The organism is Elusimicrobiota bacterium, assembly GCA_041660925.1.
Taxonomy (GTDB): domain Bacteria; phylum Elusimicrobiota; class Elusimicrobia; order UBA1565; family UBA1565; genus JBAZUV01.
Genome location: JBAZVI010000009.1, coordinates 135,686 through 151,400, shown reverse-complemented (window position 1 = coordinate 151,400; position 15,715 = coordinate 135,686). Strand labels below are relative to the sequence as shown.

Annotated in this window: 13 protein-coding genes; 1 reads left to right on the top strand and 12 read right to left on the bottom strand. The window is 65.3% G+C overall.

The annotated features are described in order from the left end of the window. Positions 1-18: 18 nt before the first annotated feature. Positions 19-1,149 (bottom strand): UDP-4-amino-4,6-dideoxy-N-acetyl-beta-L-altrosamine transaminase, encoded by a 1,131-nt coding sequence (pseC, locus tag WC969_12970; protein MFA6030762.1) that lies wholly within the window; start codon positions 1,147-1,149, stop codon positions 19-21. Then, on the bottom strand, positions 1,146-2,168 hold the full coding sequence (gene pseB, locus WC969_12965; protein MFA6030761.1) for a UDP-N-acetylglucosamine 4,6-dehydratase (inverting): 1,023 nt from the start codon (positions 2,166-2,168) through the stop codon (positions 1,146-1,148). Before pseB ends, pseC begins: the two co-directional genes overlap by 4 nt. A gap of 160 nt (positions 2,169-2,328) precedes the next feature. Here pseB and WC969_12960 point away from each other — a divergent pair, with 160 nt between their 5' ends. After that, complete coding sequence (locus WC969_12960; protein MFA6030760.1) at positions 2,329-3,762, top strand: radical SAM protein; 1,434 nt, start codon at positions 2,329-2,331, stop codon at positions 3,760-3,762. A 49-nt stretch (positions 3,763-3,811) separates the two neighbouring features. On the opposite strand, the gene WC969_12955 is transcribed toward WC969_12960, so the two are convergent. From WC969_12955 to WC969_12910, 10 genes are all read right to left on the bottom strand, one after another. Next, positions 3,812-4,726 (bottom strand): glycosyltransferase, encoded by a 915-nt coding sequence (locus WC969_12955; protein ID MFA6030759.1) that lies wholly within the window; start codon positions 4,724-4,726, stop codon positions 3,812-3,814. A 41-nt stretch (positions 4,727-4,767) separates the two neighbouring features. Further along, the gene (locus WC969_12950) at positions 4,768-6,834 is read right to left on the bottom strand and encodes a DUF6044 family protein (protein ID MFA6030758.1); all 2,067 of its coding nucleotides are present in this window, start codon (positions 6,832-6,834) and stop codon (positions 4,768-4,770) included. A 21-nt stretch (positions 6,835-6,855) separates the two neighbouring features. After that, on the bottom strand, positions 6,856-7,899 hold the full coding sequence (locus WC969_12945; protein ID MFA6030757.1) for a dTDP-glucose 4,6-dehydratase: 1,044 nt from the start codon (positions 7,897-7,899) through the stop codon (positions 6,856-6,858). Then, on the bottom strand, positions 7,896-8,600 hold the full coding sequence (locus WC969_12940; protein ID MFA6030756.1) for a WbqC family protein: 705 nt from the start codon (positions 8,598-8,600) through the stop codon (positions 7,896-7,898). The genes WC969_12945 and WC969_12940 overlap by 4 nt, the downstream gene beginning before the upstream one ends. 4 nt (positions 8,601-8,604) lie before the next feature. Next, positions 8,605-9,537 (bottom strand): radical SAM protein, encoded by a 933-nt coding sequence (locus WC969_12935; GenBank protein MFA6030755.1) that lies wholly within the window; start codon positions 9,535-9,537, stop codon positions 8,605-8,607. A 70-nt stretch (positions 9,538-9,607) separates the two neighbouring features. Continuing rightward, positions 9,608-10,474: a methionyl-tRNA formyltransferase gene (locus WC969_12930; protein MFA6030754.1), complete on the bottom strand. Its 867-nt coding sequence runs from the start codon at positions 10,472-10,474 to the stop codon at positions 9,608-9,610. Beyond that, on the bottom strand, positions 10,467-12,329 hold the full coding sequence (gene asnB, locus WC969_12925) for an asparagine synthase (glutamine-hydrolyzing) (protein MFA6030753.1): 1,863 nt from the start codon (positions 12,327-12,329) through the stop codon (positions 10,467-10,469). The genes WC969_12930 and asnB overlap by 8 nt, the downstream gene beginning before the upstream one ends. Next, a complete protein-coding gene (locus WC969_12920; GenBank protein ID MFA6030752.1) occupies positions 12,329-13,267 on the bottom strand; it encodes a radical SAM protein in 939 nt (312 codons plus the stop codon). Before WC969_12920 ends, asnB begins: the two co-directional genes overlap by 1 nt. Continuing rightward, positions 13,260-14,396 (bottom strand): DegT/DnrJ/EryC1/StrS family aminotransferase, encoded by a 1,137-nt coding sequence (locus WC969_12915; protein MFA6030751.1) that lies wholly within the window; start codon positions 14,394-14,396, stop codon positions 13,260-13,262. Before WC969_12915 ends, WC969_12920 begins: the two co-directional genes overlap by 8 nt. Before the next feature lie 89 nt (positions 14,397-14,485). Next, positions 14,486-15,682 carry a pyridoxal phosphate-dependent aminotransferase gene (locus WC969_12910; GenBank protein MFA6030750.1) on the bottom strand — a complete coding sequence of 399 codons (1,197 nt, stop codon included), beginning with the start codon at positions 15,680-15,682 and terminating at the stop codon, positions 14,486-14,488. Positions 15,683-15,715: the final 33 nt, after the last annotated feature.

Sequence of the window (15,715 nt, the reverse complement as noted above, 5' to 3'; positions counted from 1 at the left end):
CCCGCGCGGCGGTTCCCGTTAGCTCGTATGGCTAGGCGCATGGCGCTGGTCCAGGATGCCCCGCAGCGTGGAGATCACCGTCTCCTGTTGCGGATCGGTCAGGGTCGGATAGATGGGGAGCGAGATGATCCGCTCGTAGAAGTCCTCCGCTCGGGGGCAGAGGCCTTTGCGGTAGCCGAGACGTTCGTACAGGGGATGCCAGTAGACCGGGATGTAGTGCACCTGCACGCCGATGCCGGAGCGTCGGAGGGCCTGGAAGACTTCACGCCGCCCGCCCGCCCGCAGGCGGATGAAGTAGAGGTGCCACGCGGAGGACTCCAAGCCGCCCGCGGGAGAGTCGAGTTCCGGCCAGCCGCGGAAAGCCTCGTCGTAGCGGCGGGCGATCTCCCGGCGGCGCGCGAGGAACCGGTCGAGGCGGCGGAGCTGGCTCAGCCCCAGCGCGGCTTGGAGGTCGGTGAGTCGATAGTTCAGTCCCTGGGATTCGACGGAGTAGAGCCAGTCCTCTCCCCGGCGGATGCCGTGCTGGCGGAACTCCACGATGCGGTCGCGCAGAGCGGGATCGTTCGTCAGCACCGCTCCGCCCTCCCCTGTGGTGATGGACTTCACGGGATGGAAGCTGAAGACCGTCATGTCGCTCAGGGAACCCACCGCCCGGCCGTGATAGGAGGCGCCCAGGGCATGGCAGGCGTCCTCGATGAGCGAGAGGCCGTGCTCCTTCGCGAGCCTGCGGAAGGCGTCGAGGTCCGCCGGACGGCCGGCGTAGTCCACCGGGACGATGGCGCGGGTTTGAGGGGTGATGAGCTTGCGGCAGGCGTCGGGGTCGAGGTTGCCCGTCTCCGGGTCGACGTCCGCGAAGACCGGGCGGGCGCCCTGCCACAGGCCGGCGGTGGCCGTGGCCGCGAACGTGATGGGGCTGGTGATGAACTCGTCCCCGGGCTTCAGGTCCGCGGCGAAATACGACGCCTGCAGGGCGGCCGTGCCGTTGGCGAGGACGACGGCATGAGCGGCGCCGCAGCGTCCGGCCAGGGCAGTTTCGAACTCGGCGATGCGCGGTCCCTGCGTGAGCCAGTCGGAGCGGAGGGCCTCTACGACCGCCTGCACGTCGGAGTCGTCGATGGTCTGCCGTCCGTACGGGATCTGGGGGCTCAAGGCTTGATCGCGGAGGGCGCGGACTCGAGCTGCCCGAGCATCTCCTGGAATTCCTTCGTCTTGAGCCACCAGTCGTTGGAATCGCTGGCGTAGCGGAAACCCTTCTCGAGAGGCGCGCCGCGCGTCCAGGAGGTCTGTCCCCACCACGGGAAGCACGGCTTGATCAAGAAAAGGTCTCCGAGGTCGAGCGCGCGCTCCGCCTCGTCCTCGGTCACTAGGACCTCATGGAGCTTCTCCCCCGGGCGGATGCCCACCACGCGGGTCTTGCAGCCCGGGGCGATCGCGTCCTTCAGGTCCAGGATGCGCATGCTCGGGATCTTGGGGACGAAGATCTCCCCTCCGTGCATGACCGTCAGGGCGCGCAACACCAGCCGGACTCCCTGGTCCAGGGTGATCCAGAAGCGGGTCATCCGCTCGTCGGTGATGGGGAGCACACCCTCCTTGCGGCGGCTCAGGAAGAAGGGGACGACGCTCCCGCGGGAGCCGACGACGTTGCCGTAGCGCACGACGCTGAAGCGCGTCCCGGTGGCCGCGGCATAGGAGTTGCCGGCGATGAAGAGCTTCTCGGCGCAGAGCTTGGTCGCGCCGTAGAGGTTGATGGGGTTGACGGCCTTGTCCGTCGAGAGGGCGACGACGCGCCGGACGCCCGTGTCGATGGCCGCGTTGATGATGTTCTCCGCGCCGACGATGTTCGTCAGGACGGCCTCGAAGGGGTTGTACTCGAGCGTGGGGACCTGCTTGAGGGCCGCGGCGTGCACGACGAAGTCGACGCCGTGGAAGGCGCGCTGCAGCCGCTGGGGGTCGCGGACGTCCCCGATGAAGAAGCGGAGCCGGGTGTCGCGCATGGTCGCCGCCATCTCCGACTGCTTGAGCTCGTCGCGGCTGAAGACGATGATCTTCCGGACCTTGGAGTGCTTGAGCGCCGTTTCGATGAAGCGCTTGCCGAAGGAGCCGGTCCCGCCGGTTACCAGGACGGACTTTCCGGCCAGAGCCGAGAAGTCCTTCCGCGTGAGTTCCACGGAGTGTTTTCCCGACGGTTTCGTGGGGCTATTCTTACAGTGTCGCATGATGTTTCTCCAGCTTGTTCAAAGTGTGAACATTGTATCGTTTATCGTTCCTCCGGTCAAGGCGTAGGGCCGCCGATGCGGAGGGGGCGAAGTGGTACAATACGCGTGCGCGATGAGAATATGTCTCCTCATACCTCCCACCAGTCTTGACCGCTCCTACGGCAGTCTGAAGAAGTTCTCCAACCCGCAGCCGTCCATCGGCATCGCCTATATCGCCGCTGCTCTTCTCCAGCAGGGCTATGACGTGGAGATCGTCGACGCATATGTCGAGCAGTATTCCCTGGAGGGGCTCGTCGAGCGTCTGGCTCGTGCCGACGTGGTCGGCGTGAGTTCGCTGTCGGCGAGCGCGAGCATCACCTATGCCATCTGCGAAGCGCTGCGGCGTCGCCGTCCCGAGACGATCATCGTCCTTGGGAACCTCCACGCCGCGCTCTTCCCGGAAGAGTCTCTGGCCGCGGGCCGGCGCGGGGACTACATCGTCCACGGCGAGGGAGAGGAGACGTTCCTCGAGCTCTGCGATCACCTATCGGGGCGGCGGTCCGGAGACCTTTCGAAGATCCGAGGCCTGTCGTACCTCGAGGGCGGGAAGATCGTGCAGACTCCCGGCCGCCCGTTCCTGACCGAGTTGGACCGGCTTCCGTTCCCCGCGTGGCAGCTGCTGGATCTGGACCGCTACCGGACGGATCCGCGCACCCATGCAGGGCCGGGGCACAAGGAGATCCAGATCCTCGGCACCCGTGGATGTCCGATGGGATGCACCTTCTGCTCCAGCCGCTCGGTGCGCAGCCAGGGGCAGAGGTACCGCATGCGCTCTCCGAGCAACATCCTGGAGGAGATGCGCTTCATGCACGAGCGCTTCGGGATCACGGTGTTCAACTTCATGGACCTGGCTTTCCCGCTCGTGCGGGAGCACGCGGCGGAGTTCTGCCGGCTCATGATCGAGTCCGGCATGAACCGGCGGGTCCGGTGGATCAGCGAGCTGAGGGTCCGTCCGCTCGACGAAGATCTCGTGCGGCTGATGCGGCGGGCGGGCTGCGTCCGGGTCTGTTTCGGGATCGAGTCGGGCAACGACGAGACCTTGGCCCGGATCAGGAAGAATTTCACGCGCGAGGACGTCGTCCGGGCGGTCGGGTGGTGTCGCTCCGCCGGCCTCGACGCCGACGGGATGTTCATGCTGGGACTGCCCGGAGAGGACTACGCCAAGATCGACGAGACGATCCGACTGGCCCTGGACCTGAGGCTCCGGTTCGCCATCTTCAATCTCTTCGTCCCCTACCCGGGTTGCGATTTGTACGATGAGCTGAACGCCGCCGGGGAGATCCACTTTCGGGACTGGTCGGAGTTCGTCAGCTATCCTGCCTATTCCGGCCATGATCCGGTCTACGTTCCCAAGGGCATGACCAAGCAGGGCTTGATGGACAAGCAGCGGGAGGCGATGAGGCGCTTCTACCTCTCCCGCGACTTCATCCTGCGGCAGCTCCGCGAATTCCGCTGGAGCCACGTCCCGCATTACGCCGCAGGGCTGAAGGCGCTGTTGTCGAGCTGACGCCGCGCTCGAGGGGCGCGACCGACGGCGTGGAGCCGCCCTCGACGCTCTACTCGTGCACCTCGCTCTCCCATTCCTCGGGGCGCAGGCGGTCGATGCGGCCCCTGCGCACGAAGCCTCCCCGGTCGAGGAGTACCCACTTGATCCAGCAGCGGAGGATGTCGCTCACCGCGGCGAAGAGGGCGTGCGGACGGGTTCCTTTTGCTTCTCCCTGGGCCCGGGGCAGGAACGAGATGGGGACTTCCTTGATCGAGGCTCCCAGCCAATGTGCTTTGATGAGACCTTCGGGGTTGGCGAAGGAGCTGCGCGACTCGTAGCGGATGGACTGGACCAGGCGGGTCCGGTAGAAGACGACGTTTTGATAGTCGGAGATGGGGACCCGGAAGAGCGTGCGGATGAGAAGGTAGTTGATGAGGGACACGACGGCCTTCGGGACGGTGTCCGATCGCCTTGAGACGTGCTTGGCCCCGAAAAGCTTGATGACCGCCGCGAAGGGTTTGGCGAGAGGGCCGGATACCTGGACCGGAGATCGTCGTACGCCCGCGACCACGTCATGCTCGCGCAGGAGTTCCAGGAAGACGCGCAGATAGGTGATGTCGTAGGACCAATCGATGGTCTGCCAGAAGAGGAACTCCTTCGAAGCGCTCTGGATGGCCTTCTGCGAGGAGAGACCGACGTTGAGATTGACGGGGTTGCGGATGAGCCGTATCTGCGGGATCTCGAGGGCCAGCGCGCGGACGATCTCGTTGGTGCGGTCCGTGCTGCCGTCGTCGATGACGACGATCTCGTAGTCGCGGACGGTCGCGCGCAGGACGTCGTTGGCTCGGCGCAGATAGCCGCCGATGAGCTCTTCCTCGTTATACGCCCAGGTCAGCCAAGAGACGCCATGCTCGAACAGAGGCAGCGACGCACAGGAGTCTCGGGTGTAAAGGGGACGCGGAAGAGGCTCCTGAACGTATCCCATGTGCGTTGGACATCATAGCATCTTCTTTCCGGCGGCCCGGTTCAGAAGAGGCGATAGGGGGGGGAGTAGGAGAATTCGACCTGCCGGTCGTCCTTCCCGAGCCGGACCCCCCAGAAGGCGCCGTAGGCGGGGAAGAGCGGGCGCTCCTTGCCGTCCACGGTGCACTTCCAGTAGGGATTGAAGTTGTTCGATACGACCAGGAGCGCGGGACCGGCGAGGGCCAGCGTCATGAGGATGCGGTCCGGACGGTAGAGACTCTGCGTGATCCGGCCGCGCACGGGCTTCTCGGGCCAGGGCGTCCCTTCCCAGCGGCCGGCCTCCACGTAGACCGCTGCGCGCAGGTCCTTCAACGAGGATTTTCCCATGGAGTCCCACAGGGTTGCGGAGTCCGGGAACCCCCGGACCCCTCCGACGAGGAACGCGCGCGGCAAGGCGGAGGTGTTCTCGTAGATGAGGAGATAGGACTTCCCGCGGAAGATCTCCTTGAGCCGGAGCAGCGCGTGCTCTTTGCGGGAGAGGCTCTCCCACGGCGGCTGGGGGGTCAGCAGTCGGAGGTTCGGGTCCGACAGGGGATGGCGGGCGATGATGTAGCGCGTGTTCACGAGCGAGAGCAGCGGAAGGCGGTAGTGGTCGGCGAAGCGGATCCCGCCGGGCCAGTCGTCAACGGAATGGAGGAAGAGATAGATCTGGTTCCCCCACTTGCCGAAATACTCGTTCAGGTACGGCTCGCGCTCTATGACGGGCTCGATGACTTTTGACCAAAATCGATGGTAGGAGGCCGGATACATGTTGATGTAGCCGTCGACCGTCTCTAGGCCGTAGGCCAGGGCGTACGCAGGGAGGAGGCCGTGCGTGAAGGTCGCGACGCGGAACGGCTCGGCGTCGCTCCGCTGGGCAGCCAGGTCCCGCAGCACGGGGCTGCGGTAGTTCGCGGTGTAGCCGCCCTGGAAGTAATACTCCCACAGGACGGAGGATTTCACGGACAGCGAGAGTCCCAGCAAGGCCGTCATGGCCAGGGGGAAGACCCATCTCCTGCGACCGAACAGGTCGAGCCCCGCCGCGCCGCACAGGGCCGTGCTGAATGGGAGGATCAGGTAGAACCGATGGAGGTGGACACCCTTGAGGACGCTGGAACCGCTCATCAGGCAGCCCTTGGCCCATTCGCCGAGTCCCGCCGCCGCCGCGGTCAGAAGGAGCAGCGTCCACACCCGGCCGAATCGGCCGGGCCGGAATCCGGCTGCCGCGAGGCCGGTCGCGGCCACGACGATCTGGACGCTGCCGGCTTTCCAGGCCAGCCGCAGGCCGTTCGCGATCCCATCGAAGAAGCCCGCCGCCGTGCAGGTCAGCTCCGCGGCCCATTGCAGACGATGGGAGTCCCGGGCCTGGAGCCACATGGCCCACAGCTCCTGGACGTGCAGCGGGATGAAGCAGGCGACGAAGACCGCGAAGAGCGTCAGGAAGCGCGCGTTGAAGCGTCTCCTGACGAGCAGGAACCATGCGAGGATCCATGGGAAGCAGAAGGGCATGGAGACCACCGCGGAGGCGAACACGGAGTAGAAGACTCCCAGCAGGGCGGCTCCCGTCAGGCCCCGCTTCCAGTCGGCGTCGAGAAGCCGGTCCAGCGACCACAGGACGAAGGGGAGCATGGAGCTTCCGATGCTCCCGGTGAACGGCGTCGTCAGGGCTGCGGCGGCGCCGGCGAAGACGGCCGCCTGACGGGAAGTCTGGAGGTCGTCCGTGGAGATCCGATACGTGAAATAGCCGGCGAAGAAGTAATGCGTCAGCAGGAAGATCTGATAGGCGGCCCAGCCGGGGAGGAGGAAGGATAGGAGGACCAGAGCCTGCGGATACATGAGACTGTTCGCCAGGCGGTCGATCCCGCATGCGACCGTGGGCAGCCAGTAGTGGACTCCCGGGCCCAGGAGGCCGGAGGTCAGCAGGGAGGCGGCGGGGAGCACGCAGTCTCCCATCTCTCCGATGTTGACGTAGGAGTACGGCCCGAGGATCACGTGCTCCAACCCGAGCCAGAGGGAGATGAGGGCGAAGACGGCCCACGGCCGCTCGGCCAGCGCGTCCAGATGCGAGGAGTACGGAAGACGGTCGCTCATAGCTTCACATCCTAGGGCGGGTCAGTGCAGCTCTCTCTTCCCGGTCTTCGTGATGATGGGGACCGCCCTCATCCAGAGCTGCTTGTTCCAGCAGTCTCGGTTGCGGCGATACCATTCCACGGTCTCGCGGAGTCCCTGCTCCCAGGAGACCGCGGGCTTCCAGCCGAGGATCCTTCGGATCTTTGCGGCATCGGCCGTATGCCGAAAGACCTGTCCGGGGCGGTCTCCGACGAAGGTGATCAGGGACTCGCTCGCGCCCATGGCTTTGACGATGGTCTGGGCGATGGAGAGCATCGAGCGGTGGGTCTCGGAGCCGACGTTGAAGATCTGGCCTTTGACCTTCGCGATGTCGGCGTGCAGGGCCAGGTCGACGGCGGCGCACAGGTCCTGGACGTAGACGTAGTCGCGCGCCGCGCTCCCGTCGCCGTGCAGGCGGATGGGGTCGTTGAGGATGCAGCTGGTGATGAAGCGCGGCACGGCCTTCTCAAGGTGCTGGTAAGGGCCGTAGTTGTTGAACGGCCGCAGGATGATCGCGGGGAGCTCATAGGTCGTCCAGTAGGAAAAGACGAGGCGGTCGGCCCCGGCCTTGGCCGCCGCATAAGGACTCAGAGGCAGCAGAGGATGGTCCTCGTCCATCTTGGGCGCGATCGCGGTGCCGTAGACCTCCGAGCTGGAGATGTGGATGAAGCGCTCGACCTTGGAGCGGTACTTCAGCACCGCGTTGGCCACGGTCTGGGTCCCGATGATGTCCGTCTCGAAGAAGAGGAGGTTGTCGTAGATGGAGCGGGTGACGTGCGTCTCGGCCGCGAAGTGGACCACTGCGTCGGCCTGCTCGACGAGGGTGTCCATGAGTTCGCCGTTGCGGACGTCGCCGTACCAGAAGCTGATCCGCTCGTCCTGGGAGGTGTTGATGTCCACCGGAAGGTTCTCGACGCTGCCGGCATAGGTCAGGGAATCCAGTACGATGACCCGATAATCCGGGTACTTGCGGAAGATGTGCTTGACGAAGTTGCTTCCCATGAAGCCGGCTCCGCCTGTGACGAGGATGGTCTTTCGGGTGCTCATATGGTTGCCCCTGGTTTTCGGCCGATCAGTATATCCAGACTGTCTCGGCCGCAGTTGAACAGCAGGTCGACGACCGACAGGTACGGGATGAAGGCGCCGTGGAGCTGTCGATAGGTCGGGTGCGCGTAGTCCTGGAACTCGAGCGTGATGCCGTGGGCGGCGAAGTCGGAGGGATGCATGTAGTCTCGTCCGGCGGCGCCTTCATAGAAGGTGTCCGCCCCGAGATGTTTGCATGTATTGATGAGGCGTTCCACTCTTTCGCCGGGGATGCCGAGCGAGGAGGAGAGCAGGACGCGCTTATGCCCCAGACCCAGCGCGCCGGCCAGCTCCCGCAAGAGATGCAGGTCGAGGTCGACGAGTTTTTCCCAGGACCGGGCGTAGGCCTCTTCGAAGATGCCGACGTAGTCCCGGAAGAACGCGGCCTGGGAATAGTTCTGGCGGAGGGACAAGAGGTGCTTGCGGCGCCAATCGGTCTGATTGTTGATGCGCACGGCGTTGATGGCGGGGTGCGCGGAGAAATCAAAGGACACGGGCACGGTCAGCCATTGCGGTCCGGTGGGAGTCTTGATGCGGTTGCGGTTGCGCCAGCCGTTCTTGTCGTACTGGACGTCGTCGTACAGGACGAACACGTCGCTGCGATGGAGCTGCTCGAAGAATCCCAGCCAGGGGATGTATCCGGGCTGCAGGATGCCGATCACCATGGGGTCACGCCTTCTCGCGGGAGAGCGGGCGTCCAAGCCGGTTCCCGCGCCGATAGGCGGCTCTTCGTACGAGCTTCCAGTAGTTGTGCTTCCAGGAACGGTATTTCCAATCGGGGCAGTCCCGGCACAGGGGGATCTTCCGTCCGCGTCCAGAGAGATGAAGCTCACGCAAGCGCTCGAAGGCGGCGCCTCGCCAGATCTCCGCGATGGAGCGCCTTCGTGCATCTCCCATGTCCGTGTCGCCCGCGATATCCAGGCCGCACATCATCACCTTCCCGCGGGAATCGATGTTGAGCCGTTCGAAGAGGAACGGGCAGGGCACGCGCTGTTCGGGAGGAAGATAGGGAGCCGGATCGGCCGAGCGGGCGGGGTCGTTGATCCCCCAGGTCAGATATTTTCGCTTCTGGAACTCGTCGACGATGGGCCTCCAGAACGCGGCGACCCGCTCCGCGTCCACGCCGACTTGATTGACGGCGCTGGCGATGATCTTGGTACGGGCTCGCAGCCTGTTCCTCAGTCGCGCCATGCGTCGTACGTTGAGCACCAGACGCTTCCAGTCGAGGCCGGGGCGGACCTTGGCGTAGGTCTCCGCATCCGACGCGTCGACGCTGAACTCGATCATGTCCACGCCCGCCCGGAGCAGGCGGCGGGAGTTCGCATCCGTGAACCGCGATCCGTTGGTGATGAGCCCGATCTTGGCTCCTCGTCCCTTGGCATATTCGATGAGCGGGAGGACTTGGGGGTGGAGCATGGGTTCGCCGCCTCCGGATAGGCGGATCCAGGCGCCGTATCTCCCGCATTCGTCCGCGATCTTCCGGAAGATGTCCGCGTCCATGAAGAGCGCGTCCTTGTAGGTTTTGCGGATCGAGGAGTTCGTGTAGGGACAGTTGGGACAGCGGGCGTTGCAGGCGTAGACGAAGGAAAGGACGCACATCATCGGAAACTCGCGGGCTTGCGGCCGGAGCCCGTAGGATCGTCGCGTATGCGCCAGGACCGGCTTCGTCGATTTACGCTTCATGCGCGGTCATGAAGGACAGCGTCCGGCTTCCGTTGCGAAGGCGGAGGACCGAAGTTCCCTGCAGCCCTTGCGGGTGCGGTTCCGACGTGTTCACTTCGTTCACCTCGGTCACGATGTATTCCCGTTCTTCCTGACGCAGCCGGGCTCCGGGCCATGGCGACATGGCCCGGATGCGCCGTCGGAGTTCCGGCAGCGGTCGAGACGGGTCGAGCTGAGCATCGGCCAGGGTCCGTTTGGGGAACCAGCTGCTCTTCGATTCGTCTTGAGGAGAGAAATCTTTTCGCGGACGCGCGACGACGGCCGCGACGGCTTCCGGGACGAGCGCGCGTGCGAGTTCCGCCAGTCGGCGGCGCAGACTCCCGTCGGTGTCCTCTGACGTCAGGGCGATGCGCCGCTGGACGATGACCGGTCCGGCGTCGAGCCGCTCGTCTTCGATGAAGTGGACCGTGACTCCCGTCTCGGTCTCGCCGTTGAGGATGGCCCACACGGTCGGGGTCGCTCCTCGATAGCGAGGAAGCAGCGAGGGGTGGACGTTGATGGCCCCGAGTCCGGGGAGGGCGATGACCGCGGCAGGCAGGATCTTGCGGAAGGATCCGACCACCAGGAGGTCCGCACCGAGGTCTGCGAGGCGCGCCGTTTGAGTGGGATCGGACAGGTCCACGCCCGGGAGGACCGGCACTCCGCGCTCGGACGCCTCGTCTTCGATCTTGCGACATGGGTAGTGGGGGAAAGGACCGGGTTCCGGCCGCGGGCAGACCACGCCCGTCACTCGCACGGACGGGATGTCCAGCAGGCCGCGCAGGACGCCGTTCCCGAGTCCGGTCATGCCGAAGAGGAGGACGCGGAGTTCAGCCAAAATAGCGCTCCCACCATATCTGGAACATCATGAGGTTCCAGATCTTTCCCGCCCGGGCGGCGTCGCCCGGGCGCATCGCCTTCGTGAGACCGAGCACGGTCTCCGCGTCGAAGCAGCCGTGCCGGGCCATGCGTTCTCGGCTGAGCACCTTCGCCGGCCATTCCCGGAGGGAGCCGGCGAGCCAATCGTTGACCGGCAGGACGAACCCCTCCTTGGGTCTGTCGGCCACCCCCGGCGGGAGGAGGTCGCGGAAGGTATCCTTAAGGATGCTCTTGACCACCGGACCTCGGATCTTGAGGCTTTCGGGGAGAGCAGCGGCGAATTCGACGAGCCGATAGTCGAGGAAAGGGGACCGGACCTCGACCGAGTGCGCCATGGAGAGGGAGTCGAGGAAGGCCAGGACCTGGTCCGGGAACTGGTGCTTGTACTCCATCTCCAGGACGCGGTTGAGGGGGTCGGCCGCCTGGACGTCGCGGAAGTCCTCGCGGATCATGTCCAGGGAATCCTCCCCGGCGGCGGCGTGCAGGAACTCCCGGCTGAGCAGATGCCGCTTCTCCTCGTCGGCAAAGAGATGGAGGCGGCAGCGCCAGGCCGCTTCATCGCCGCCGGAGGCCGCGAAGAGACGCTCCAGGAATGCGGAATCGCACGGCTGCAGGGTGTGGGCCTCCGCTGCGGTCAGCTTTCCGGAGAGGGCCTTCTCTCGGAGCGCACCGTACCGGTGGATGGGCCCGGCGGTCCTGTGAGAGAGGTAGCTGCCGAACAGTTCGTCGGCTCCGTCGCCGGAGAGGGCGACCTTGACGTGCTTCGAGATGAGCTTGGTCAGGAAGAAGGTCGAGACGGTGCCGGAGAACGGCTGGTCGAAGGAGTGCTGGATATCTCCCGCGTCCTGTTCGAGCTCGCGCGCGGACATGAGGTATTCATGATGTACGGTCCCCAGAGACTTCGCGACGCGGCGGGCGGCCGTCAGATCGGAGGCTTTGTTGCGAAAATCTTCCTCATATCCGAGGGAGAAAGTCAGCAGCGGACCGCTGCGTGCCCGGCGCATCAGGGTGACGACGGCGCTGGAGTCCAGCCCTCCGCTGAGGTACGCCCCGAAGGGGACGTCGCTGCGCATGCGGATTCTGGTCGCGTCGTCGAGGATGCTCAGGATCCGCTCCTTGGCGGAGGGCTCGTCGGCGGTCCGGTCCTCCCGGAAAGACGGGCGCCACCAAGTCTGCCGCTTCGCCTCTCCGTCCTCGAAGACCAGTTGTTCGCCGGGCTTCAGGACGGATATCCCGGCGAAGGCGGTCCTTGGGGCGGGGACGTGCTTGAAGGTGAAGTAGTGGTAGAGGGCCGCCCGGTCCATCTCCTTGGGGCAGTCGGGATGGGCCAGGAGCGCCTTGATCTCGGAGCCGAAGATCAGCCGGCCGTTCGCGACGCGATAGAAAAGGGGCTTGACCCCCATCCGGTCGCGCACCAGGAGCAGGCGCCGCCGGACGCGGTCCCAAAGCGCGGCGGCGAACATCCCGTTGAGGTGCGTGGGAAAGTCATCGCCGTATTCCTCGTAAAGGTGCGGGAGCGTCTCGGTGTCGGAATGGTCGGTGTAGAACCGGTGGCCGCGGGCTTCCATCTCACGGCGCAGTTCCGGGGCGTTGTAGATCTCGCCGTTCATCACGACCCATAGGCGGGAGTCCTCGTTGTGCAGAGGCTGTCGGCCGGTGGCGGGATCGATGATGCTGAGGCGGCGCATCCCGAGGTTCACGGCGTCGTCGGAGTAGAATCCGTCTTCGTCCGGGCCTCGGTGCCTGATGGCGTCGGCCATGCGGCGAAGGATGTCTTCTCGGGAGGGACCTGAGAATCCGCAGATCCCGCACATCAGCGGCTTCCGGAGTAATAGTCGGCGCGGGCGGACTGCCAGTCGCGACAGTCCGCGCAAAGCTTGGGCAGCTTGCTCCACCGGCCCCGGAGGTGATGCTCCCGGAGGCGCGCGAGCTTCCCGTTCCAGATCTCCTTGAGGGAGCGTCGGCGAGCGTCCCCTGCGATGTATTGCGCGTCCAGATCCACCGCGCAGAGAACGACCTTCCCGGAATCGGTGACGGACAGCGTGCGCATGGCCCAATAGCAGGGCCAGCGCTGGTCGTTGCCCAGGACGAGGTTCCCGGCGCGGATCTCCCCGGCCCAACTCACCATCGGGCGGATCTTGACGGTCGCCCCGTGCCGCTTCCAGAAGCGCACGAAGGCGGGTCTCTCGGCGCGGTTCTCGGGCATCTCCACGAATTGCACGAACACGTCCGGCTTTTTCGCCCGGAGCTCCCGTTTGAGCCTGAGCAGGTTCAGCACGTTGTCCACGGTCTTCCGGTAATCTCCGCCGACGCGCAGGCGGGAATAGGTCTCGGCGGAGAACGCGTCGAGCCCGATGTAGACGGCGTCGAGACCGGACTCGATGAGGCGGCGGGCCGCCCGGTCGTCGAGCAGGTTGGCGTTGGAATTGATGACCACGTCGCGCAGCCCCGCCGCCTTGGCGTAGGCGATCATCTCGAAGATGCCGGGCTTGCGGTTCTTCAGGATGAGCGCCTCGCCGAAAAAGACCAGCCAGACCCGTGCGCCCTTGTCTTCGCGCGCGATCTCGTCGATGAGCTTGGTGAAGAGGGGCCAGGGCATGATCCCCTTCTTGCGGCGCATGCGCGGGTGCACGCACATGGAGCAGCGGAGGTTGCAGTGGCTGACCGTGTCGATGAGGACGACCTTCGGGAACTCAGCGGCCGGGGTCAGGCGGCCCTCGCGCTTCTGTCGGGCGACGATGCTCTCAACCATGGCGCGTCATCGTCTCCCGGACGGCGCGGATGACCGCGCGGACTTCCGGGTCCTGGAGCTTGGGGTAGAGCGGAAGGGAGAGGGTCTCGGCCCCGATGCGTTCCGCTACCGGGAAGGCTCCCGGGGCGTAGCCGAAGCGGGAACGATAGTAGCTGAGGAGATGGATCGGGCGGTAGTTCACCGCGACGCCGACGCCGGCGTCCTGGAGCCGCGACAGGATGCCGTCGCGCCGGGGCGCGGGGACCCGGATGGTGAAGAGGTGCCGGCCGTGCTCCGTCCGCGGGGCCGTGCGCAGGAGCGTGATGCCGGGGACGCCGGCGAGACCGCGTTCGTAGGCGTCTGCGATGCGGCGGCGCCGCGCGCAGAGCTTGTCCGCCTCCCCGAGCTGGCCGAGGAGAAGAGCGGCCTGGATGTTGTCCATGTTGTACTTCCAGCCCAGTGCGGTCATGTCCCAGTGCCGGTACTTCTTGGTATAGCGATCCGCGGCTCCCTTGTCGATTCCATGGAGGCGGAGGCGCCGCAACAGGTCGCCGCGCCGGCGGTCGTGGACGCTGAGCGCGCCGCCCTCTCCCGAGGTGATGCTCTTCGTCGCGTAGAAGCTGAAGGCGGCGGCGTCGCCCAGCTGCCCGACCCGCACCCCGTCGCGGGCTCCCTCGAGGCAGTGCGCGGCGTCTTCGATGACGCATAGGCCGTGCCGGTCGGCCAGTCGGCGGATGCTCCGCATGTCGCAGAGGTGCCCGTAAAGATGCACCGGCATGATGGCCTTGGTGCGCCGCGTGATCCTGCGCTGGATGAGGGCGGCGTCGATGTTCCCGGTCGAATCCTCCGAATCGACGAAGACCGGGACTGCGCCTGCGTGCAGGATGGAGTTGGCCGTGGCGCAGAAGCTCATGGCCGGAGTGATGACCTCGTCCCCCGGGCCGATATCCCAGGCGAGGAGCGCCAGATGGAGGGCCGCCGTGCAGCTGGTGAAGCCCACGACGTCCTCGGTCCCCAGATAGCGGCGCAACCCGTCCTCCAGTGCGCCGACTTCCGCGCCGGTGGTGAGGAAGATGGAGCGCAGGACCTTGGAGGCTCGCCGGATATCGCGCTCCGCGATGTTGTGCTTGAAAAACTCAATTCGTTTCATGGGCAGATGATCCGGTCCCGGCCGGAAGCGTCGATTTTACAAAATCCGGCCGGCGGATGTCGCCGGAGGCCGAGGGTCCTTCGGGGCGGCTAGCGCGTCCGGGTGGCGTCGATGAGGGCCTTGACGGCGTCGATGCCCCGCAGCGTCCGTTCCATGCTCTCCGTCCCGACCGACACGCGGATGAACCCGTCGCAGCTCTTTCCGTAGCCGAGTCCTGGGACGGTGCTGACGTGCTTCTCGACGAGGAGCTTCGTGCAGAACTCCTCGGAGGTGAGGGAGGAGCCGGCGATCGAGACGAAAAAGTAGAAGGTCGCCTCGCCGGGAAGGTATTTCAGGCCGATGCGGTCCATGTGGCTGGCCACGAGCTTCCTTTTCCGCACGACCTCGGCGATCTGCGGTTTGGTGATCCGGATGATCTCGGAGAAATGCTTGGCGATGTAGAGCTGGAGGATCGTGGCGGGGCAGGTGATCAGATGCTGGTTGATCTTCAGGATCTGGTCCGTGATCCCGGGGTTCGCGATGACGTAGCCCAACCGCCAGCCGGAGATCCCGTAGTTCTTCGAGATGGAGTTGCAGATGATGGAGCGCCGCTTCTCCGGGTCCAAGACGCCCAGGGAGACGAAACGCTCTCCCTCTGGGAGGAAGTCGCTGTACGCCTCGTCGGAGACGACGAAGAGGTTGTGCTTCTCTGCTAGGTCGCAGATGCGGCGGAGCTCGGCTTCAGTAAAAACATATCCGCGCGGGTTGTTCGGGTTGTTGATGATGATGGCCTTCATCCGGGGGGTGATGAACTTTTCGAACCCGGATACGTCCACATCGTGGGGCACTTGCACCGGACGGGCGTGGCAGAGCCTGACCTGTTCCGGATAGCTGACCCAGGCCGGCTCGTGGATGAGGACCTCATCTCCCGGGTCGAGGATCGCCATCAGAGCCATGTGGATCGCGATTTTCGAGCCGGCCGTCACGATGATCTCCTTCGCGGGGTCGAAGCGCACGCCGTACTGCTCGCGGAAATACCCCGCCAGACTCTCCCTCAGCTCGGGGAGGCCGCGCGAGTGGCTGTAGTGGTATAGCTGCGGGAACGGGAGGTCGTCGAAGGGGAAGAGGGGGATGTCGAAGAACGCCTCTCCCAGGGAGAGGACGATCACGTCCACCTTGTCCTTCTGCATCTCGTAGACCATGTTGTTGTACTTGATGGACATGGCCTGCTCGCTCTGCAGCGCGGCCTTAGAGGGGTTGCAGACGCGGCTTTCGTTCGGGATCGTGCGCTTCGTGTCTATTCTCATTCGTCGGAGGAGCCCGGTATTATAACAGAACGC

Excerpts from the sequence above, each read along its gene's own strand:
- WC969_12940 (MFA6030756.1), bottom strand. The coding sequence starts at position 8,600 with ATGGTGATCGGCATCCTGCAGCCCGGATACATCCCCTGGCTGGGATTC.
- WC969_12910 (MFA6030750.1), bottom strand. The coding sequence starts at position 15,682 with ATGAGAATAGACACGAAGCGCACGATCCCGAACGAAAGCCGCGTCTGC.
- WC969_12950 (MFA6030758.1), bottom strand. The coding sequence starts at position 6,834 with ATGAGCGACCGTCTTCCGTACTCCTCGCATCTGGACGCGCTGGCCGAG.
- WC969_12955 (MFA6030759.1), bottom strand. The coding sequence starts at position 4,726 with ATGGGATACGTTCAGGAGCCTCTTCCGCGTCCCCTTTACACCCGAGAC.
- WC969_12960 (MFA6030760.1), top strand. The coding sequence starts at position 2,329 with ATGAGAATATGTCTCCTCATACCTCCCACCAGTCTTGACCGCTCCTAC.
- WC969_12915 (MFA6030751.1), bottom strand. The coding sequence starts at position 14,396 with ATGAAACGAATTGAGTTTTTCAAGCACAACATCGCGGAGCGCGATATC.
- WC969_12945 (MFA6030757.1), bottom strand. The coding sequence starts at position 7,899 with ATGAGCACCCGAAAGACCATCCTCGTCACAGGCGGAGCCGGCTTCATG.
- asnB (MFA6030753.1), bottom strand. The coding sequence starts at position 12,329 with ATGTGCGGGATCTGCGGATTCTCAGGTCCCTCCCGAGAAGACATCCTT.
- WC969_12935 (MFA6030755.1), bottom strand. The coding sequence starts at position 9,537 with ATGATGTGCGTCCTTTCCTTCGTCTACGCCTGCAACGCCCGCTGTCCC.
- WC969_12920 (MFA6030752.1), bottom strand. The coding sequence starts at position 13,267 with ATGGTTGAGAGCATCGTCGCCCGACAGAAGCGCGAGGGCCGCCTGACC.